The organism is Methylobacterium sp. GC_Met_2 (assembly GCF_026540795.1).
Taxonomy (GTDB): domain Bacteria; phylum Pseudomonadota; class Alphaproteobacteria; order Rhizobiales; family Beijerinckiaceae; genus Methylobacterium.
Genome location: NZ_JALNUM010000008.1, coordinates 56,917 through 73,661, shown reverse-complemented (window position 1 = coordinate 73,661; position 16,745 = coordinate 56,917). Strand labels below are relative to the sequence as shown.

19 protein-coding genes are annotated in these 16,745 nt (G+C 70.1%); 8 read left to right on the top strand and 11 right to left on the bottom strand.

Annotated elements, in window-relative coordinates; genetic code table 11:
* Positions 1-70 precede the first annotated feature (70 nt).
* On the top strand, positions 71-667 hold the full coding sequence (gene wrbA / locus OXS49_RS05145) for an NAD(P)H:quinone oxidoreductase (RefSeq protein ID WP_267422408.1): 597 nt from the start codon (positions 71-73) through the stop codon (positions 665-667).
* A 142-nt stretch (positions 668-809) separates the two neighbouring features.
* On the opposite strand, the gene OXS49_RS05140 is transcribed toward wrbA, so the two are convergent.
* On the bottom strand, positions 810-1,808 hold the full coding sequence (locus tag OXS49_RS05140; protein ID WP_267422406.1) for an L-threonylcarbamoyladenylate synthase: 999 nt from the start codon (positions 1,806-1,808) through the stop codon (positions 810-812).
* Between the two features lie 128 nt (positions 1,809-1,936).
* Between OXS49_RS05140 and OXS49_RS05135 the strand changes: the two genes are divergently transcribed.
* The 6 genes from OXS49_RS05135 (at position 1,937) to OXS49_RS05110 (ending at position 8,324) form a co-directional block, all read left to right on the top strand.
* A complete protein-coding gene (locus OXS49_RS05135) occupies positions 1,937-3,676 on the top strand; it encodes an acyl-CoA dehydrogenase (protein ID WP_267422404.1) in 1,740 nt (579 codons plus the stop codon).
* A 263-nt stretch (positions 3,677-3,939) separates the two neighbouring features.
* Entirely contained in the window at positions 3,940-4,290 is a 351-nt protein-coding gene (locus tag OXS49_RS05130) for a hypothetical protein (RefSeq protein WP_243997857.1), read from the top strand.
* 21 nt (positions 4,291-4,311) lie between these two features.
* Positions 4,312-5,088, top strand: coding sequence for an enoyl-CoA hydratase-related protein (locus tag OXS49_RS05125; RefSeq protein WP_267422402.1), 777 nt, complete (start codon positions 4,312-4,314; stop codon positions 5,086-5,088).
* Complete coding sequence (locus OXS49_RS05120) at positions 5,085-5,927, top strand: SDR family NAD(P)-dependent oxidoreductase (RefSeq protein ID WP_243997853.1); 843 nt, start codon at positions 5,085-5,087, stop codon at positions 5,925-5,927. Before OXS49_RS05125 ends, OXS49_RS05120 begins: the two co-directional genes overlap by 4 nt.
* A gap of 244 nt (positions 5,928-6,171) precedes the next feature.
* The gene (locus OXS49_RS05115) at positions 6,172-7,860 is read left to right on the top strand and encodes a B12-binding domain-containing radical SAM protein (protein WP_243997851.1); all 1,689 of its coding nucleotides are present in this window, start codon (positions 6,172-6,174) and stop codon (positions 7,858-7,860) included.
* A gap of 143 nt (positions 7,861-8,003) precedes the next feature.
* Positions 8,004-8,324 (top strand): multidrug efflux SMR transporter, encoded by a 321-nt coding sequence (locus tag OXS49_RS05110; protein WP_267422399.1) that lies wholly within the window; start codon positions 8,004-8,006, stop codon positions 8,322-8,324.
* A 127-nt stretch (positions 8,325-8,451) separates the two neighbouring features.
* Here OXS49_RS05110 and OXS49_RS05105 read toward each other — a convergent pair whose 3' ends face one another.
* The 5 genes from OXS49_RS05105 to OXS49_RS05085 all read right to left on the bottom strand — a co-directional run bounded on the left by OXS49_RS05105 (position 8,452) and on the right by OXS49_RS05085 (position 13,840).
* Positions 8,452-10,137 (bottom strand): methyl-accepting chemotaxis protein, encoded by a 1,686-nt coding sequence (locus OXS49_RS05105; RefSeq protein ID WP_267422398.1) that lies wholly within the window; start codon positions 10,135-10,137, stop codon positions 8,452-8,454.
* A 95-nt stretch (positions 10,138-10,232) separates the two neighbouring features.
* Positions 10,233-11,237, bottom strand: coding sequence for a magnesium transporter CorA family protein (locus OXS49_RS05100; RefSeq protein ID WP_267422397.1), 1,005 nt, complete (start codon positions 11,235-11,237; stop codon positions 10,233-10,235).
* Positions 11,238-11,505: 268 nt separating this feature from the next.
* The gene (locus OXS49_RS05095; protein ID WP_267422396.1) at positions 11,506-11,778 is read right to left on the bottom strand and encodes a hypothetical protein; all 273 of its coding nucleotides are present in this window, start codon (positions 11,776-11,778) and stop codon (positions 11,506-11,508) included.
* 53 nt (positions 11,779-11,831) lie between these two features.
* The gene (locus OXS49_RS05090) at positions 11,832-13,079 is read right to left on the bottom strand and encodes an RNA methyltransferase (protein ID WP_267422395.1); all 1,248 of its coding nucleotides are present in this window, start codon (positions 13,077-13,079) and stop codon (positions 11,832-11,834) included.
* Entirely contained in the window at positions 13,076-13,840 is a 765-nt protein-coding gene (locus tag OXS49_RS05085; RefSeq protein WP_267422394.1) for a TlyA family RNA methyltransferase, read from the bottom strand. Before OXS49_RS05085 ends, OXS49_RS05090 begins: the two co-directional genes overlap by 4 nt.
* Before the next feature lie 109 nt (positions 13,841-13,949).
* Here OXS49_RS05085 and OXS49_RS05080 point away from each other — a divergent pair, with 109 nt between their 5' ends.
* Positions 13,950-14,489, top strand: a complete 540-nt coding sequence (locus tag OXS49_RS05080) for a superoxide dismutase family protein (protein WP_267422393.1) — start codon at positions 13,950-13,952, stop codon at positions 14,487-14,489.
* 67 nt (positions 14,490-14,556) lie between these two features.
* Here OXS49_RS05080 and OXS49_RS05075 read toward each other — a convergent pair whose 3' ends face one another.
* From OXS49_RS05075 to OXS49_RS05055, 5 genes are all read right to left on the bottom strand, one after another.
* Positions 14,557-15,024, bottom strand: coding sequence for an acyl-CoA thioesterase (locus tag OXS49_RS05075; RefSeq protein WP_243997836.1), 468 nt, complete (start codon positions 15,022-15,024; stop codon positions 14,557-14,559).
* Positions 15,025-15,050: 26 nt separating this feature from the next.
* A complete protein-coding gene (locus tag OXS49_RS05070; protein ID WP_243997834.1) occupies positions 15,051-15,188 on the bottom strand; it encodes a hypothetical protein in 138 nt (45 codons plus the stop codon).
* A gap of 146 nt (positions 15,189-15,334) precedes the next feature.
* Positions 15,335-15,601: a hypothetical protein gene (locus OXS49_RS05065; protein ID WP_267422391.1), complete on the bottom strand. Its 267-nt coding sequence runs from the start codon at positions 15,599-15,601 to the stop codon at positions 15,335-15,337.
* 177 nt (positions 15,602-15,778) lie between these two features.
* Positions 15,779-15,964 (bottom strand): DUF1508 domain-containing protein, encoded by a 186-nt coding sequence (locus tag OXS49_RS05060; RefSeq protein WP_243997830.1) that lies wholly within the window; start codon positions 15,962-15,964, stop codon positions 15,779-15,781.
* Positions 15,965-16,100: 136 nt separating this feature from the next.
* Positions 16,101-16,574 carry an SRPBCC family protein gene (locus OXS49_RS05055; protein WP_243997828.1) on the bottom strand — a complete coding sequence of 158 codons (474 nt, stop codon included), beginning with the start codon at positions 16,572-16,574 and terminating at the stop codon, positions 16,101-16,103.
* Positions 16,575-16,745: the final 171 nt, after the last annotated feature.

The window sequence follows — 16,745 nt, the reverse complement described above, 5'->3', positions numbered from 1 at the left end:
GCGATGGAGGTGGCATCGCGCCGTTCGATGATTCGGGCGGCCGTGCGAAACGCGACCCGGAGATCCCGACATGGCCAAAGTGCTGGTGCTGTACTACTCGACCTACGGACACGTGGAGCAGATGGCCTACGCCGTCGCCGAGGGTGCCCGGGAGGCCAGGGCCGACGTGGTGGTGAAGCGCGTTCCGGAGCTGGTGCCCGAAGAGGTCGCCCGGCAGAGCCATTTCAAGCTCGATCAGGCGGCCCCCGTTGCCACCGTCGATGAGCTGTCCGACTACGACGCGATCATCTTCGGCACGCCAACCCGCTACGGCAACATGGCCTCCCAGATGAAGCAGTTCATCGACCAGACCGGCGGGCTCTGGATGAAGGGTGCCCTGGTCGGCAAGGTCGGTTCGGTCTTCACCTCGACAGCGTCCCAGCACGGCGGCCAGGAGACGACCCTGACGAGCTTCCACACGGTGCTGTTTCACCACGGCATGGTGGTGGTCGGATTGCCCTACAGTTTCCAGGGGCAGGGCGGGGTCGAGGCGGTGAAGGGCGGGACGCCCTACGGCGCCAGCACGATCGCGGATGGCGACGGCTCGCGTCAGCCGAGCGGGGTGGAGCTGGAGGGCGCCCGCTTCCAGGGCCGCCACGTTGCCGGGATCGCGGCCAAGCTGGCCTGAGGGTTTCGGCCAAGAAAAAAGGCTCGGATTGCTCCGAGCCTGAAAGGAAAAAGGCCATTGGGGGCTGAGAAGGCCTTCGTGATCAATAAACGGGCGACGAAGGGGTCTGTTCCGCCGCTGGCGAAAAAAATCGCACGCTGCCTCAACGGGGGGCGGCGGCGCGGGCCAGCCGGTCGCGGATCGCCTCGCCCAGGCCCTCGGACGGGATCGGCGCCACCGCGATGGTCGCCGCCCCCGACGCGTCGAGCTCCCGCAGGGCGCCGAAGAGGCGGGCGGCGGCTTCTTCGGCATCGCCCGCCGGGCTGAGGTTGAGCGCGGCGCAGGCCAGTGCGTAGCCTTCGGGGTGGTGCGCGCCGAACAGCAGCGCCGCCTCCCCCGGCGCGATGCGCGTCGCGTCGAGGCGGACCCGCGCCCGGGGGGCGTAGTGCGAGGCCAGCATGCCGGGTCCCGCCGGCCGGTCGGCATCGGCCGCCTCCGGGCGCGCCGGATCGTGGCCCAGAACCGCGCGGAGCGCCGCCCGGGTGATCCCGCCGGGCCGCAGCAGACGCGGCGGGCCGCCGAGACAGGCCACAACGGTCGATTCGACCCCCACCGGCGTGTCGCCCCCATCGAGCACGGCGGCGATCCGGCCCGCGAGATCGTCGAGGACGTGGGCGGCCCGCGTCGGGCTGACCCGGCCCGAGCGGTTGGCCGAGGGCGCGGCCACCGGCCGGTCCACCGCGGACAGGAGCGCCCGCGCCAGCGGATGCGCGGGCACCCGCAGGGCGACGCTCGGAAGGCCGGCGCGGGCGAGGTCGCAGACGCGCGTCCCCGAATGGGCCGGCACCACCAGGGTCAGCGGGCCCGGCCAGAAGGCATCCGCCAAACGGCGCGCCGGACCATCGAACACGCCCTCCGCCGCGGCCGAGTCGGGATCCGGCAGATGCGCGATCAGCGGGTTGAAACGGGGCCGCTCCTTGGCGGCGAAGATCCGCGCCACGGCGGCGGGATCGGTCGCGTCCGCCCCGAGCCCGTAGACCGTCTCGGTCGGGAAGGCCACGAGGGCGCCGCCCCGCAAAAGCGCGGCGGCCTCGGCAAGGCCGGACGCGTCAGGATCGAGCCGCGGGGTCGCGGCCGGGACCGTTGACCCGGGATCGTTCATGGGGGAAGCCGTCTCAGAGACACGGGCGGTGCGCACGCCTATTCTCGGGCCGCCGTAGCCCCGGGATGCGGGCGCGGTCAAACCCGCGCCACATCGAACGCGCGGGCCGCCGCCGAGGGAGGATCGTCATGAGTTACCGCGCCCCGGTCCCCGAGATGCTGTTCACGCTCCGGCACGTGGCCGGGCTCGACGCGGTCGATCCCGAGGACGCCGAGGCGATCCTCTCCGAGGCCGGGCGGATCGCCGTCGGCGTGCTCGCGCCGTTGAACCGGGCCGGCGACCGGCACGGCACCCCGTTCGCGGAGGGGCGCGTCACCACCCCGCCGGGCTGGCGGGAGGCCTACCGCACCTTCACGGAGGGCGGCTGGAACGGTCTCTCGGCCGCGGCCGACCATGGCGGCCAGGGCCTGCCCAAGCTGATCGAGGCCGCCTGCACCGAGATGTGGAACGGCGCCAACCTCGCCTTCGGCCTCTGCCCACTCCTGACGCAGGGCGGCATCGAAGCGCTGGAAGCCCACGGTTCGGACGAACTGAAGGCGCGCTACCTCGAAAAACTGGTCTCGGGCGAATGGCCCGCCACCATGAACCTCACCGAGCCGCAGGCGGGCTCCGACCTCGCCCTGCTGCGGACCCGCGCCGTGCCGGTCGGCGACGGCACCTACCGGATCACCGGCAACAAGATCTACATCACCTACGGCGAGCACGATCTGGCCGACAACATCGTCCACCTCGTCCTGGCCCGGCTGCCCGATGCGCCCGCCGGCACCCGGGGCATCTCCCTGTTCCTCGTGCCGAAGGTGCTCCCCGACGGCAGCCGCAACGACCTGCGCTGCTCCGGCCTCGAGCACAAGCTCGGCATCCACGCCTCGCCGACCTGCTCCATGGCGTTCGGCGACCAGGGCGGCGCCACCGGCTGGCTGATCGGCCAGGAGAACAAGGGGCTGGCCTGCATGTTCACGATGATGAACGCGGCCCGCCTGAACGTCGGCCTCCAGGGGGTCGGCGTCGCCGAGGCCGCGACCCAGCGGGCGCTCGCCTACGCGCACGAGCGCCGCCAGGGCCGGGCGATCGGTGCCGCCGAGGCGACGAGCCCGATCGTGGCGCATCCGGACGTGCAGCGCATGCTGCTCACCATGAAGGCCTACACGGCCGCCGCCCGGGGGATCTGCTACCTCACCGCCGCCGCCCTCGACGCGTCGAAGGGCGCGGAGGGGCAGGCCGCCCTCGACCGCGCCTCGCTGCTGACCCCGGTGGCCAAGGCCTTCGCCACCGATCTCGCCAACGAGGTGACCTCGCTCGGCGTGCAGGTCCATGGCGGCATGGGCTTCGTGGAGGAGACCGGGGCGGCGCAGCTGATGCGCGATGCGCGCATCCTCGGCATCTACGAGGGCACCAACGGCATCCAGGCGATCGACCTCACCGCCCGCAAGCTGCCCCTGAACGGCGGCGCCACGGTGCGCTCGCAGATCGCCTGGATGCGCCGGGCAGCCGAGGGCCTGCTCAAGGCGGGCGACCCGGCCTTCGGCCACATGGCGGCGCGGCTGCGGGACGGGATCGGCAGCCTCGACCGGGCGACGAGCCACCAGCTCGCGGCTTTGGCGTCCAACCGTCCGGAGGCGGCGCTCGCGGGCGCAACCCCGTATCTGCGCCTGTTCGGCCTCGTGCTCGGCGGCGCCTGCCTCGCCCGGAGCGCGCTGGCGGCGGGCGCTGCCCTGAAGGCTGGCGAGACCGACCCGGCCCATGCGGGGCGCGTCGCGCTCGCACGCTTCTACGCCGAGAACCTTCTGGTGGCCGCGTCCGGGCTGGAGCAGAGCGTGATCGAGGGCGGCGCCTTCACGGATGAGGCCAAGCTGGCGCTGGCGGTCTGAGCGGCCGCCGGCTCGAACAGCCATGTGGAGCAGGAACCCGACACATCGTGCTAGAGCCGTGCCCGATCGCGTTGCAATCGAGCCCGGCTCAAAGCCTTTGTTGTGACGCGCTCTCTTGCGCCGAAGCGGTGTCCACTTCTGCGGAGAGCGCTCTAGCTCCGCCCTGCGGCACGATGTTCAATGCCCGCGATTCGTCCCCGGCGGGGCCGTGGCTGCTCGGCCGTGAGAGACGATCGGGTCGGGAAACCGACAGGGGGTTGGGCATGAATTTCGACAAGCAGCGGCGTCTCGTCGAGCGCTTGCTGGAGCGGACGCGCGCGGGGGAGCTGATCTGGCAGGAGAGTATCCGGCCGGACGTGTTCCAGGCGGCCTTCCAGAACAGCAGCGTGCAGATCAAGTCGGTCGATGACGGGCGCTTCACCGAGTTCCACGTGTCGATCACCGATTCCATCGGCCGGGTCGTCGACGATTTCGGGCGCGACCTGCTCGATCGCGACAGCCCGCGTCAGCCCGGGTCGTGGTCGCGCGTCCTGGAGGAGCTCTACGCCCTGGCGCGTCGGAGCGCCCTGAAGGCGGATGACGCGATCGACAGTATACTGGCCGAAATCGAGTAGGGATTGGATCCGGACGCCGCCATGCAGACGATCATCATCAGCGATCTGGAGGGCGGCGTCCGCCTGATCACCCTGAACCGCCCGGACAAGAAGAACGCGCTCACGGGCGCCATGTACGATTCCATGCGCGAGGCGCTGGCCGCGGCCGACGCGTCGGAGGCGATCGGCGCCGTGGTCTTCGCCGGGCAGCCCGGCATGTTCAGCGCCGGCAACGATCTCGCCGACTTCATGGGGAATGCCGGGGACAATGCCGAGGACGGGTTCAGCGCCTCGCCGGCGCTGGCCTTCATCCGGCAGCTCGCCAGCACGCGCACCCCGATGGTGGCGGCGGTGGACGGGATCGCGGTGGGAATCGGCGCGACGCTCTGTCTGCATTGCGACCTCGTCTATGCCAGCCCCGCGGCGCGGCTGCGCATGCCTTTCGTGGAACTCGGCCTCGTGCCGGAGGCGGCGTCGAGCTACCTGCTGCCCCTGCGGGTCGGCCGGCTCCGGGCCACCGAGTTGCTGCTCCTGTCCCGGCCGCTGGAGGCCGACGAGGCGCAGGCGCTCGGCCTCGTCAACGCGGTGCTGCCGGCCGACATGCTGGTGGAGCAGGCGATCGCCCAGGCGACCAAGCTGGCCGCCCTGCCGCGCGGGGCGCTCGCCGCCTCCCGGGCGCTGATCCGGGGCGATCAGGCCCAGATCGAGGCGGCCGTGGAGGCGGAGGCCAGGGCGTTCGATGCGCAGTTGCGCTCGCCCGAATCCCAGGAGCGGCTCGCCGCCTTCCTGTCGCGGTCGAAGCCCGCGACCTCGACGTGAGCGCGCCCGATCTGTCTCAAAAGATCTGTCTGGTTGCGGGCGCGTCGCGGGGCGTCGGCCGGGGTCTCGCCCGGGCGCTCGGTGAGGCAGGGGCTACCGTGATCGTCACCGCCCGGTCCAGTGAAACCGGCGCCCGCACCGAGATGCGGTCGGAATCGATCGAGGATACCGCCCGCATGGTCGATGAGGCCGGTGGGCGCGGCCATCACTACCTCTGCGACCACCGCTCCGAGCGCGCCACCGATGCGATGATGCACTGGGCGCTCCGCCGCTTCGGGCGGATCGACGTGGCGGCCTGCAGCGTCTGGGGCGGCAACGAGGGCTACGACGGGGAACGCTATCCGGACGGCGCCGGCTGGGGCACGCCGTTCTGGCGCCGCTCCGCCGAGCCCTATCTCGGCTTCCTCGAAGCCGGTCCTTTGCCGGCTCTGCTTCTGGCCCGAGCCGTAGCTCCCGCCATGGTGGCGGCGCGCTCCGGCCTGATCGCGTTGGTCTCGTTCGGGACCGAGGAATACCTCGGCGATATCTTCTACGATTCGGCCAAGGCCGCCACCAACAGGCTGGCCCTGGCCTTCGCGCGGGAACTCGCCCCGCATGGCGTCACGGCGCTCGGCCTTTCGCCGGGCTTCGTCGCCACCGAGCGGGCGCGCGATCTCGGACAGGACGGGCACGCCACGGAAGGTCCGCTCTATGCCGGCCGGGCGCTCGCCGCACTCGCCGCCGACCCCGACATCGCGCGGCGGGCGGGCGCGGTGCTGCATGCGGGCGACCTCGCCCGGATCTACGGCTTCACCGACGCGGACGGCACGCAGCCGGAGCGATTCCGGATCGAACCCTGATCAGCCGCGCGCCGGGTGTGTCGCCGAAAGAGCGCGATTCCCGAAGAAGATGAGGAAATCCACCGCCGCAGCGCGTCGAGGTGGAGCACTCGCTGCTCGTGGAGGGGCGTCCTTTGCGACTCGGCGCTCCGGATTGTTGCGGCAGCGAAAAACGGCCTCAATTCGCCCGCAAGTGAGGATCGCGCCTGTGCCTACCCCGATTCCTCCCGGAGCCGGGCCGCGCGCATGAACGAGGGAAACCAGCATGTCGGAAGCGAACACGGCCCCGCGCGTGCTGATGGTGTTCCCGAAGTTCTACGAAAACTCCATGTGGAATTTCAAAGAGGCGATGGAGATCCAGGGCGCCCGCGCCCCGGCGCCGCCGCTCGGCCTGATCACGCTGGCCGCGATGCTGCCGCCGGCCTGGCAGGTGACACTGGTCAATCGCAACTGCGAAGACCTGACGGACGCTCAGATCCAGGCGGCCGACCTCGTGATGACCGGCGGCATGCTGCCCCAGGAACCGGACTGCCTCGTCGTCATCGACAAGTGCGTGGCCCTCGGCACCCCGGTCTGCGTCGGCGGCCCCGCGCCGACCTCGACGCCGGAGGTCTACGACAAGGCGGATTTCCTCGTGCTGGGCGAGGCCGAGGGCATCCTCGACAAGTTCGTGGCCGCCTGGGAATCGGGTGAGCGCCGCGGCCGGCTCACGGCGGAGAAATTCAAGGCCGACGTCACCAAGAGCCCGATCCCCCGCTTCGACCTGCTGACCTTCAGCCATTATCTCTACATCGGCGTCCAGTTCTCGCGCGGTTGCCCGTTCACCTGCGAGTTCTGCGACATCATCGAGCTCTATGGCCGCGCCCCGCGCACCAAGACCACGCCGCAGATGCTGGCCGAGCTCGACCGGCTCTACAGCCTCGGCCACCGGGGCCATGTCGATTTCGTCGACGACAACCTGATCGGCAACAAGAAGGCGATCAAGCTGTTCCTCCCGCACCTGATCCAATGGCAGGCGGATCACGGCTACCCGTTCAAGTTCTCCACCGAGGCCTCGCTCAACCTCGCGGACGACGACGAGCTGCTCGGGATGATGCGAGACGCGAACTTCTTCGCCCTGTTCACCGGGATCGAGACGCCCGACGAGGCGACCCTGATCCAGACCCAGAAGAAGCAGAACACCAAGCGCTCGATCGCCGACAGCGTCCACAAGCTGTACGAGAACGGGATGTTCGTCACCGCCGGCTTCATCGTCGGCTTCGACACCGAGCAGGACAGCATCTCCAAGGCGATGTCGCTCTGCATCAGCCAGACCGGCATCCCGATCGCCATGGTCGGCCTGCTCTTCGCGCTGCCGAACACGCAGCTCTCGCGGCGCCTGCGCAAGGAGGGCCGGCTCTACGAGAATTACGCGCACACCACCGCCGACCAGGGCGATCAGTGCACGCAGGGGCTCAACTTCGTCACCCTGCGCCCGCAGCGCGACGTGCTGGCCGATTACCGGGACGTCCTGCAGGAGGTCTACGACCCGAAGAACTTCTTCGACCGGGTGCGGGTCGTGGCGCGGCGGGTCAAGCGGCCGAAATTCGCAGCCCAGAAACTCAACTGGCGCCACGTCGTCCACGATCTCTACTCGCTGCTGCGGGTGTGCTGGCGGATGACCGTGCGCCGGCCGGAACTCGCCAAGCACTTCTGGAGCGTGTTCCTGGAGACCGCCCGCCATAACCCGGCCGCCCTGGAGGCGGTGGTCACCAACATGGTGATCTACCTGCACGTCTATCCGTTCTCGCGCTACGTCATCCGCGAGATCAACGGCCGGATCACCGAACTCGACGCCGGCCGCTGGGTGCAGCCGCCGGTGCTGGCTCCGGAAGCCGAAAGCTGCGGCAAGGCCGCGCCGGTGGGCAAGGTGGTGGCGAAGGCCGAGGTGAAGCACCTCGCCGCGGTGGCGTGACGGGGATCGGCTCGGGTGGGATCCCCGCGCCGCCCTTGCAGCCGGTCCGCGTGAACCTTAGCTGACGTCGCGCGAGGCCACGTCCTCCCCCCGTCCAGCGGGGCACAAGCCCGGGACGGCCCGGCCCTTTCAGGAGGGCCGCCTTGGCCTGGATCTATCTCGTCACCGCGGGCATCCTCGAAGTCGTCTGGGCCTTCGCGATGAAGCAGTCGGACGGCTTCACGCGCCTCGGGCCGACCGCGATCACGGCCGTCGCGATGGCCGCCAGCGTCGGCTTCCTGGCGCTCGCCATGCGCACGCTTCCGCTCGGAACCGCCTACACGATCTGGACCGGCATCGGCGCCGTCGGCGCGTTCCTGGTCGGCATCACCGTGCTCGGCGAGGAGGCGGGTGCCGCACGGATGCTGGCGGCCGGCCTGATCGGTTCCGGGCTCGTGCTGATGAAGCTGTCGAGCCCGGGCTAGCGCGGTCTCCGCCGAAGCGGCCACCGGTTCGGCGTCAGAGAGCGCGTCGAAACAAAGGCCCTGGCTCCTTCATCCCGAGAAGCAGCCTCCGGCTTTCGGGATGATGCACAATGCCGAGCGGGAAGCCTCAGGCGGCCCGCACGGTCGTCAGGAAGGTGTCGATCTCCCGGCGCAACTCGGTGGATTGCTCGGACAGGCTTGCCGCCGAGGTGAGCATGCGGGTGGCGGCCGTGCCGGTCTCGTCGGCGGCCTGCGCCACTGCGTCGATCGTGCCGGTGACCGCGCCCGTGCCGATGGCCGCCTCCGCGACGTTGCGGGCGATCTCCCGGGTCGCCGCCCCCTGCTCCTCCACGGCGGCCGCGATCGAGGTCGCCACGCCGTCAATCTCGCGGATCCGCGCCGCGATGCCGTCGATGGCGTTGACGGTCTGACCGGTCGCCCCCTGGATGCGGCCGACCTGCCCGGCGATTTCTCCCGTGGCCTTGGCGGTCTGCTCGGCGAGTTGCTTCACCTCGGCGGCCACCACCGCGAAACCCTTGCCGGCCGCGCCGGCCCGGGCCGCCTCGATCGTGGCATTCAACGCCAGCAGATTCGTCTGCCCGGCGATGTCGGTGATGAGCCGCACCACGTCACCGATCCGTCCCGCCGCCGCGCTCAACTCCTGCACGAGGTTGGCCGTCTGGCCGGCCTGCACCACCGCGCCCCGGGCCAGATCGGCGGAGCCGTCCACCTGGCGGCTGATTTCCTGGACCGAGGCGCCGAGTTCCTCGGCGGCCGCCGCCACGGTACCGACATGCTGGGCCGCCTCCTGCGCGGCGCCCGCCACCGTCGCCGACCGCTCGGCCGTGTGCGTGGCCGTGCGCGACATCGTCTCCGCATCGGCGCGCAGACCGCGTGCCGCGTCCGAGACCCGCGCGAGCACGCCGCCGACCGCAGCCTCGAAGGTGTCCGCCATGGCGTGGACGGCGTGGCGGCGCTGGGTTTCGGCATCCTGGCGGGCGAGGGCGGTGTCACGCTCCAATGCCCGGCTGCGGATCAGGTTGTCCTTGAACACCTGGACGGCAGCCGCCATGGCGCCGATCTCGTCGCGGCGGCCTGTATGGGGAACCGCTACGGTCTCGTCGCCCTCGGCCAGCCGTCCCATCGCACCGGTCATGCGCGCGATCGGCCGGGCGATTCCGAAGATTGCGAACAGCAATGCGGCGGCGGCGACCGCAAGGCCGACCACGGTGGCCGCCACGGCGACGAGCTTGGCGCGGGTCGCTTCCCGGGCGGTCTCGGCGACGTTGGCCTCCGTCTGCGCGCGGGCCGAGGCGATCGCTTCCGTGAGGCTCGCCACGGCCTCGTCGTTGCGCGCCCCGGTTGCGGGATCCAGCACAAGCGCGAGGGCTCCGGGCTGGTCGCCCGCGATCATCAGCTCGACCACTTGCAGCTGGACGTTCTGGTAGGCGTTCCAGGCCGTGGTGAAGCGCTCGTAGATCGCCCGGTCGCGGGGCGCCGTGAGGCGGTCCTGGAAGGCTTGGCGCAGGCCCGAGAGCGACCCGAGCGTATCGGTGAGGGCGGTCTGGTTCTTGTCCAGGGCTGTCGCGTCGGGGGACGCCACCGCGAGCCTGTAGAGGCTCAGCCGCGCGTCCCGGACGGCCGTCCCGATGGCCTCGGCTTGGTTCTGCGTCGGCAGCGCCTGCTGTGAGACCGCCGTCGCGTTCTGTTCGATCTCGGACAGGAACGCGACACTGGCGACTCCCTGGCCGGCCGCGGCGAGCGCCAGCAGGGCGATCGCGCCGGAGAGAACCGTCTTGAGGGAGATACGCATGGAAATGTCCGTCTTCGCGGCGGTGCCGCGCCTTCAGGCCACGTATTCTCCGATAAAAATCTTAATCCTTTTTCGTTTTGAAACCGGAATTATCTCTACAGCCACTTCTTCCAGCGGAAGAAAAAGTACGGAAATACCGCGGCCACCACCATCATGACCAGGGCCATCGGGTATCCGAACGGCAAATCCAGTTCCGGAATGGACTTGAAGTTCATGCCGTAGATCGACGCGATCAGGGTCGGCGGCATGAAGACGACCGCCATGACCGAGAACAGCTTGATGATGTTGTTCTGCTCAAGGTTGACGAGACCGAGGGTCGCGTCGAGCAGGAACTGAATTTTGTTGTTCAGGAAGGTCGCGTGCTCCTCCAGGGATTGAAGATCCCGCAGGGTCGAGCGGACATCCTCCCGTAGGTCGCGCGGGGCCTTGTTGGTTCGGTACGTCGCCGAGAGCGCGAGCAGGATACGCTCCATCGAGACGAGGCTCTCGCGTTGCTTCGAGATCAGGTCGCCGTGCCGGCCCAGCGCGCGCAACGTGTCCTGAAGGGCGGTGTTGCGGGCGGAAGGATCATCCTGCACCTCGAAGATCTTGCCCGAGAGGCGGTCGATCCGCTCGCCCTGGAGCTGGAGCACGTCGGCGGCCCGGTCGATCACCGCCTCGATCAGACCGGCCAGGATGGTCTCGCCGGAGGGTGCGGAGGCGCTGCCGTTGCCCATCGTGCGGCCAGCGCGCTGCGTATACATCCGGAAGGCCTGCGGCTCCTCGTGGCGCACCGTCACGAGGCGGTTGCCCCGCAGGATGAAGGTGATGCCGGCGAGCCCCGGCTCCTCGGAATCGCTCACCTTCGAGAGCACCCGCCCGGTCATGTAGCGGGCGCCCTCCTCGACGTAGAGCAGTTCGGACGGCTCGATGTCCTTCATCTCCTCGCGGGTCGGCACCTCGATGCCCGCGAAGGCCTCGACCTTCATCTCCTCCTCGCGGCTCGGCCGGATCAGATCGAGCCAGACGGTATCCTCGGGAATCGGATCCTGGAGGTCGATGATGCGGCGTTCAAGCAGCGCGGATCCGGCGCCGACGGCGGGCTGGTGGATGAAGATCACGAACAGGTCTCGGGTGCAGGACGATCACGGGACAGCGCTGGGTTTTATCCGCATCCGGCACGGCGACTCCCGGCGCAAGCTGCGCTGGGGGTGTGACGGTGTTTTCTGACGCTTCCGTGACATCGCGGTCGGGCCTGCCGACCGCAGGCTGGTCTCCGGTGCAGAGCCGGCGGCATCCGCCCGCGGGGCACACTTGGCGAAAGGACGTGCACCGGTGGTCGGGCGCCGCGTGGTCCGCCGCCGAATCTATCCGACCCTGGCGACCGGCCTAATTGCAGCCGTCGCAGATGCTGTCGTCGATCTTGTCGGTCAGGGCCCGCTCGCGCCGCTTCTCCTGGCGGGACGGAACCTCACCGGGGCCCATCGAGGTGCCCGGCGGCTTGGTGACGCCGTACCGGTTGGTGTTCGGCGCCGTGATCGTCGAGGCGGGGCCGCCGCCGGTGCCGGTCTGGTCCGGGGCAACGGTCTGTGCGGCCAGCGAGCCCGGCAGGGCCAGGCTCAGGGCGGCGAGCGCCAGCGGGCGCAGGGATCCTCGGGACATGGAAAATCTCCAATCGCCGAGAGAACGTGAGAATCCCTTGCAGGTTGCGTCGCTCACCGTCGCTGCGCCGCGCGCCGGAACACGCCAACCATCTCGACATGCCCCGCGTGGCGGAACTGGTCGACCGGCGTGACCGATTCCAGCCGGTAACCGCCGGCCACCAGCGTGGCGGCGTCGCGGGCGAAAGTGCCGGCGTCGCAGGCGATGCCGATCACCAGCGGCACCTGCGCGGCGGCGAGCTGACGGGCTTGGGCCTCCGCGCCGGCCCGGGGCGGATCGAACACCACGGCGTCGAAGGCGCCGAGCTCGAGGGGCAGCAGCGGGCGGCGGAACAGGTCGCGCCGCTCGGTGGTGATCCGCTTCAGGCCCGTCGCGGCCCGGAAGGCTCGGTCGAGACCGGCCAGCGCCGCAGCGTCGGATTCCACGGCGTGGACCGCAGCGCGCCCGGCCATCGCCAGGCTGAGCGGCCCACAGCCGGCGAACAGATCCGCGACCTTGCGGACACGGCCCCCAAGGGCCGCGAGCGTCAGCTCGATGAGGACAGCCTGTCCCGCGGCGGTCGCCTGAAGAAACCCGCCGGGCGAGGGATAGAGGCGCGTGCCGCCGTCGGTCACCGAGACCGGTTCGGCCTCCATCAGACGTTCGCCGTGGAGCGACAGCCGGGCGAGGCCGAGTTCGCCCGCGACCCGCACCAGGGCGGCACCGACACCGGCGCTCACCGGTCCGTGGCCGCGCAGGTCGACGTCGAGACCCTGGTCGGTGGCGGTGACGGCCACGTCGAGGGGCTTGCGGCCATGGCCGAGGGGGGCGGCGAGGCGGCGCGCCACGTCGGGCGCCGGGTGCAGCGCCGGAACCGTGATCGGACAATGGTCGATCGGCACCAGTTCGTGGCTGCGCGCCGCCATCAGGCCCGCCTCGGCGCGACCCTCGACCGCCCGGACATGGAGCGTGAGCCTCCGCCGTCCGGCGCCATGAGCGTCGATGGCCGGCTCGGGCGCAACGCCGAGCCCGGCTTGCGAGAGGGCCTGGGCGACGAGGCCCCGCTTCCACGCAAGTTCGGCCGGCCGCGCGAGGTGCTGGGTGCGGCAACCGCCGCAGCGCATCACGTAGGGGCAGAAGGGCTCGACGCGGTCGGCCGAGGCCTGCTCGACGTCGAGCAGCTCGGCGCGGCGCCCCTCGCGCCGGATCGCGACGCGCTCGCCCGGCAGCGCATAGGCAACGAGGGTCCCGTCCTCCGCGATGCCGTCGCCGCGGGCACCGAGATCGCGGATCGTGATGGTCTCGCTTATCGTTTCACTCACGCCAACCTCGCGCCGATCAGGAACTCGGCATTGCCGTCGCCGCCGGTCACCGGCGAGGCGATCAGGCCCAGGATCGCGGCGCCGAGCCGCTCCAATTCGGCGCGCACGGCCGCGCAGACCTCCGCGTGGATGGCCGGATCACGCACCAGGCCGCCCCGGCCGATCCGGTCGCGGCCGGCCTCGAATTGCGGCTTGATCAGCGCGACGAGTCCCGAGCCCGGCGCCAGGAGGGCTGGTAGTACCGGCAGCACGAGGCGCAGGCCGATGAAGCTGACATCGACGCTCGCAAAGTCCGGGCGCGGCGCCAGAGCGGCGGGATCGAGGCTGCGGATATCGGTGCCCTCGCGGTTCGCCACCCGGGGATCGGCCCGGAGCCGCGGATGGAGCTGTCCCCGGCCGACATCGACCGCATGGACGTAGCGCGCGCCCCGGGTGAGCAGCACGTCGGTAAAGCCGCCGGTCGAAGCACCGACATCAAGGGCGACGCACCCCGCCGGATCGAGGCCGAACGCGTCCACGGCCGCGGCCAGCTTGAGGCCCCCGCGCGAGGCGTAAGGGTGCTCGGGCGTGGATTCGATCCGTGCCCCGGGTTCGATCGCCTCCGAGGCACGCGCGAGCGGCCGGCCATCGACGCGCACCAGCCCGGCGCGGATCGCGGCCTGTGCCCGGGCCCGGCTCTCGAAGTGGCCGTGCTCCACCAGGAACAGGTCGGCACGGCGCGCCGCCGTGGTGCGCTCCGGTATGGTCCGGTCTGAGGTCATCAAGGCTTCGTGCGGTCCCGGCAGATCTGCGGCATAGGTTCCCCCGCGCGGCCCTGTCGATGGCGAGCGCGCTCCCTAACTAGACCGGGCCTGACAGGAGAGCCACCGCATGATTCGTACCCTGCCGCTGCTCGCAGCGCTCGCGACCGTCGCCGCGGGCGCTGCCCACGCCCAGGAGCCGCCGAAGGAGGCCGCCAAGGCCGCTGAGACCTTTTCGGCGCCGATCAAGAACGCCAAGGGCGACACGATCGGTTCTCTGGCGATCCGCGACGGTGCCAATGCCCTCGTGCTGCGCGTCGCCCTTCAGGCCGGCGCCCTGTCGCCCGGCTGGCACGGCCTGCACTTCCACGCCGTCGGCGATTGCTCCGACCCGAAGTTCATGAACTCTAAGGCGCATGTGAACCACGACCAGAGCAAGCACGGCCTGCTCAACCCGGACGGGCCCGACGAGGGCGACCTGCCGAACCTCTACGTGGCGCAGGACGGCTCGGCCAACGCCGAGGTCTGGAGCGAGACGCCGCTCAACGGCGAGGGCGGCCTGAAGGACGGAGACGGCTCGGCGCTGATCATCCACGCCAACGAGGACGACCACACCAGCCAGCCGATCGGCGGCGCCGGAGACCGGGTCGCCTGCGCGGTGATCAAGTAGCCGTCTAAATCCCCGGCCGGTCGCAGGTGTTCATCGCAAAACCGGCGGCCACTTTGGCGAAACCTGCTCAGGTGGCTGCCTGGGGCGAGGGGACCTCCGGCGGGATCGGCCGGGGTCGGCCCGCCTCGTCGATCGCCACGAAGGTGAGGGTGGCCTGCGTCACCCGCTCGCGGACCTGGGTGCAGAAGCGTCGCGCCCAGGCCTCGACCTCGATCTTCATCGAGGTCCGGCCGACATGAGAAACTCGGGTGTAGACGCACAGTACGTCGCCGACCCGGACCGGCCGGATGAAGGTCATGGCATCGAGCGCCACGGTCACGACCCGGCCCTGCGCCCGGTCGACTCCCGCGATACCGCCGGCCTGATCCATCTGCGACAGGACCCAGCCGCCGAAGATGTCGCCGTTGGCGTTGGTGTCGGCCGGCATCGCGATGGTGCGGACTGTCAGGTCGCCTTTTGGTTGGTCGTCTTTGGGCAGATCGGTCTCCGGGGGCGGCGCCACGCTCGCGGCCGATGAGATCCCGACGTGCTGCATGCCGACCACCCGTTCATCGCGCGCCGTCAGGAGAGAAGGCCGGCGAGCTTGAGCCCCGCCGCCAGCAGGATGGCGGCCGCGCTCAGGATGCATTCGAGCGGGATCGATTGCCAGAGGTCCGGTGACGCCGCGGTAGGCTCGGAGCTTTGAGCAACATCGTTCATCGGGCATCCTCCCGGGCCGGCCGATCTGTCGTCGTCGGTCCCGTCTTCGGCATCATATCGCATGGTCTCTTCATGCGCAGCCCGACTCACGGCATGAAAAACCCGGCGGCTCGGGGAGCCGCCGGGTCGGTCAGGCTGGAATCAGCTCAGTAGTAGAACCGGCGGCGGTAATAGGGACGGCGCCAGTAGGGCCGCGGGCCGTAGAACCGGCGACGGTAGTAGGGGCGGCGGTAGAAGGGCCGCGGACCGTAGAAGCGACGACGGTAGTAGTACTGGGCCTTCTCGGCCACTGCCGGCGCGGCATTGGCCGGCAGGGCGAGAGCCGGGCCGATCGGCGCGGCGGACGCGCCCTCCGGCGCTGCGGCCGCGAAGCCCAGCACCAGCAGGGCCGCGAGCAGGAATTTCCTCAGCACGGTCTCGACTCCCTTTGTGTGATTGCGTCTCCGACGACGAACCGCACGGGAAGCGAGAACCCACCGCCCGGTCCGAAACGCTGCAACGCGTGGGCGAGGTGAAGCGTTGCAGCGTAACCACTGCTGAGTGTCCGACAGGGTTGATCCCGGGTTGAGAACCCCCTGGGACGCGCCGGTTCAGGCGATCTTCGTGGTCATGTCCTCCATGCGCGCCTCGGCGCTCTGCCGCACGAGGGCGATGCCGTGCTCGCAATCCTCGCGACGAACGTAGCCCTCACCGGACTCGGCGATCACCTCGCCGTTGCGCGCCCGCAGGCGCCAGCGCCACTCGCCCTTCGCATCCCGATAGAGTTCGAACCGCATGGTGCAGGCTCCCTGATAATCCGCCCGCTGAGATGGGTTGCCGAATCAGGAAGGGAAGGCGCCCACCCCGAGGGCGGGCGCCGGTCGTCATCAGCGGGAGAACGGTGCCGTTGTCCCGCATTGGCTTGGAGACCGCTTACTTCGCCTTGTCGGCGATGCCCTTCAGGCCGGCCTCGTAGACGCCGGCGATGGCCTCCTTGGCCTTGTCGTCCGGAGCGCCCTTGGCCTTGAACGTACCTGTCCACGTCACCTTGGAGCCGCTGCCGGCCTTCGCCACCGTGATGGTCGAGTGGTAGTCGGTCACGGGCAGCGGGCCTTCCAGGATCGTGTAGGTGTAGTCCATCTTCTTGTCGCTGCGGGACTCTTCCTCCTCGACGATCGTCCCGCCGCCCTTCAGGTTGAGCGTACGGACGTCTTTGCCGCCCTTCTTGGACAGGGCGCATTTCTCGATCACCGGATGCCAATCGCCGATCCCGCAGAATCCGCCGATCGTCTTCCACACCGCCTCGGGCGCAGCCGCGACATCGACGGACTTCGTGACTTCAAGGGCAAGAGCCGGCGAGAGCGACGCCACGACGAGGGCGGCGGCCGGGACAAGAATCCTCAGCATGAGGCGTTTTCTCCGATCATTGGTTTGCCGGCTCTAGGGCCGGCTCGCTCAACTAGCGCGCGTTCGCGCTGCTACGAGATCAACCCCTGAGGGCTCACGAAGGTGTGAGCACATGAAAAACCGCCCGGGACGGTCCCGTCCCGGGCGGCTGTGCTGTCTCACCGTGTGCCA

What these genes read in the sequence shown, in the direction of transcription:
- wrbA (WP_267422408.1), top strand. Translation starts at nt 71, where the DNA reads ATGGCCAAAGTGCTGGTGCTGTACTACTCGACCTACGGACACGTGGAG.
- OXS49_RS05140 (WP_267422406.1), bottom strand. Translation starts at nt 1,808, where the DNA reads ATGAACGATCCCGGGTCAACGGTCCCGGCCGCGACCCCGCGGCTCGAT.
- OXS49_RS05135 (WP_267422404.1), top strand. Translation starts at nt 1,937, where the DNA reads ATGAGTTACCGCGCCCCGGTCCCCGAGATGCTGTTCACGCTCCGGCAC.
- OXS49_RS05130 (WP_243997857.1), top strand. Translation starts at nt 3,940, where the DNA reads ATGAATTTCGACAAGCAGCGGCGTCTCGTCGAGCGCTTGCTGGAGCGG.
- OXS49_RS05125 (WP_267422402.1), top strand. Translation starts at nt 4,312, where the DNA reads ATGCAGACGATCATCATCAGCGATCTGGAGGGCGGCGTCCGCCTGATC.
- OXS49_RS05115 (WP_243997851.1), top strand. Translation starts at nt 6,172, where the DNA reads ATGTCGGAAGCGAACACGGCCCCGCGCGTGCTGATGGTGTTCCCGAAG.
- OXS49_RS05105 (WP_267422398.1), bottom strand. Translation starts at nt 10,137, where the DNA reads ATGCGTATCTCCCTCAAGACGGTTCTCTCCGGCGCGATCGCCCTGCTG.
- OXS49_RS05095 (WP_267422396.1), bottom strand. Translation starts at nt 11,778, where the DNA reads ATGTCCCGAGGATCCCTGCGCCCGCTGGCGCTCGCCGCCCTGAGCCTG.
- OXS49_RS05085 (WP_267422394.1), bottom strand. Translation starts at nt 13,840, where the DNA reads ATGACCTCAGACCGGACCATACCGGAGCGCACCACGGCGGCGCGCCGT.
- OXS49_RS05080 (WP_267422393.1), top strand. Translation starts at nt 13,950, where the DNA reads ATGATTCGTACCCTGCCGCTGCTCGCAGCGCTCGCGACCGTCGCCGCG.
- OXS49_RS05075 (WP_243997836.1), bottom strand. Translation starts at nt 15,024, where the DNA reads ATGCAGCACGTCGGGATCTCATCGGCCGCGAGCGTGGCGCCGCCCCCG.
- OXS49_RS05070 (WP_243997834.1), bottom strand. Translation starts at nt 15,188, where the DNA reads ATGAACGATGTTGCTCAAAGCTCCGAGCCTACCGCGGCGTCACCGGAC.
- OXS49_RS05060 (WP_243997830.1), bottom strand. Translation starts at nt 15,964, where the DNA reads ATGCGGTTCGAACTCTATCGGGATGCGAAGGGCGAGTGGCGCTGGCGC.
- OXS49_RS05055 (WP_243997828.1), bottom strand. Translation starts at nt 16,574, where the DNA reads ATGCTGAGGATTCTTGTCCCGGCCGCCGCCCTCGTCGTGGCGTCGCTC.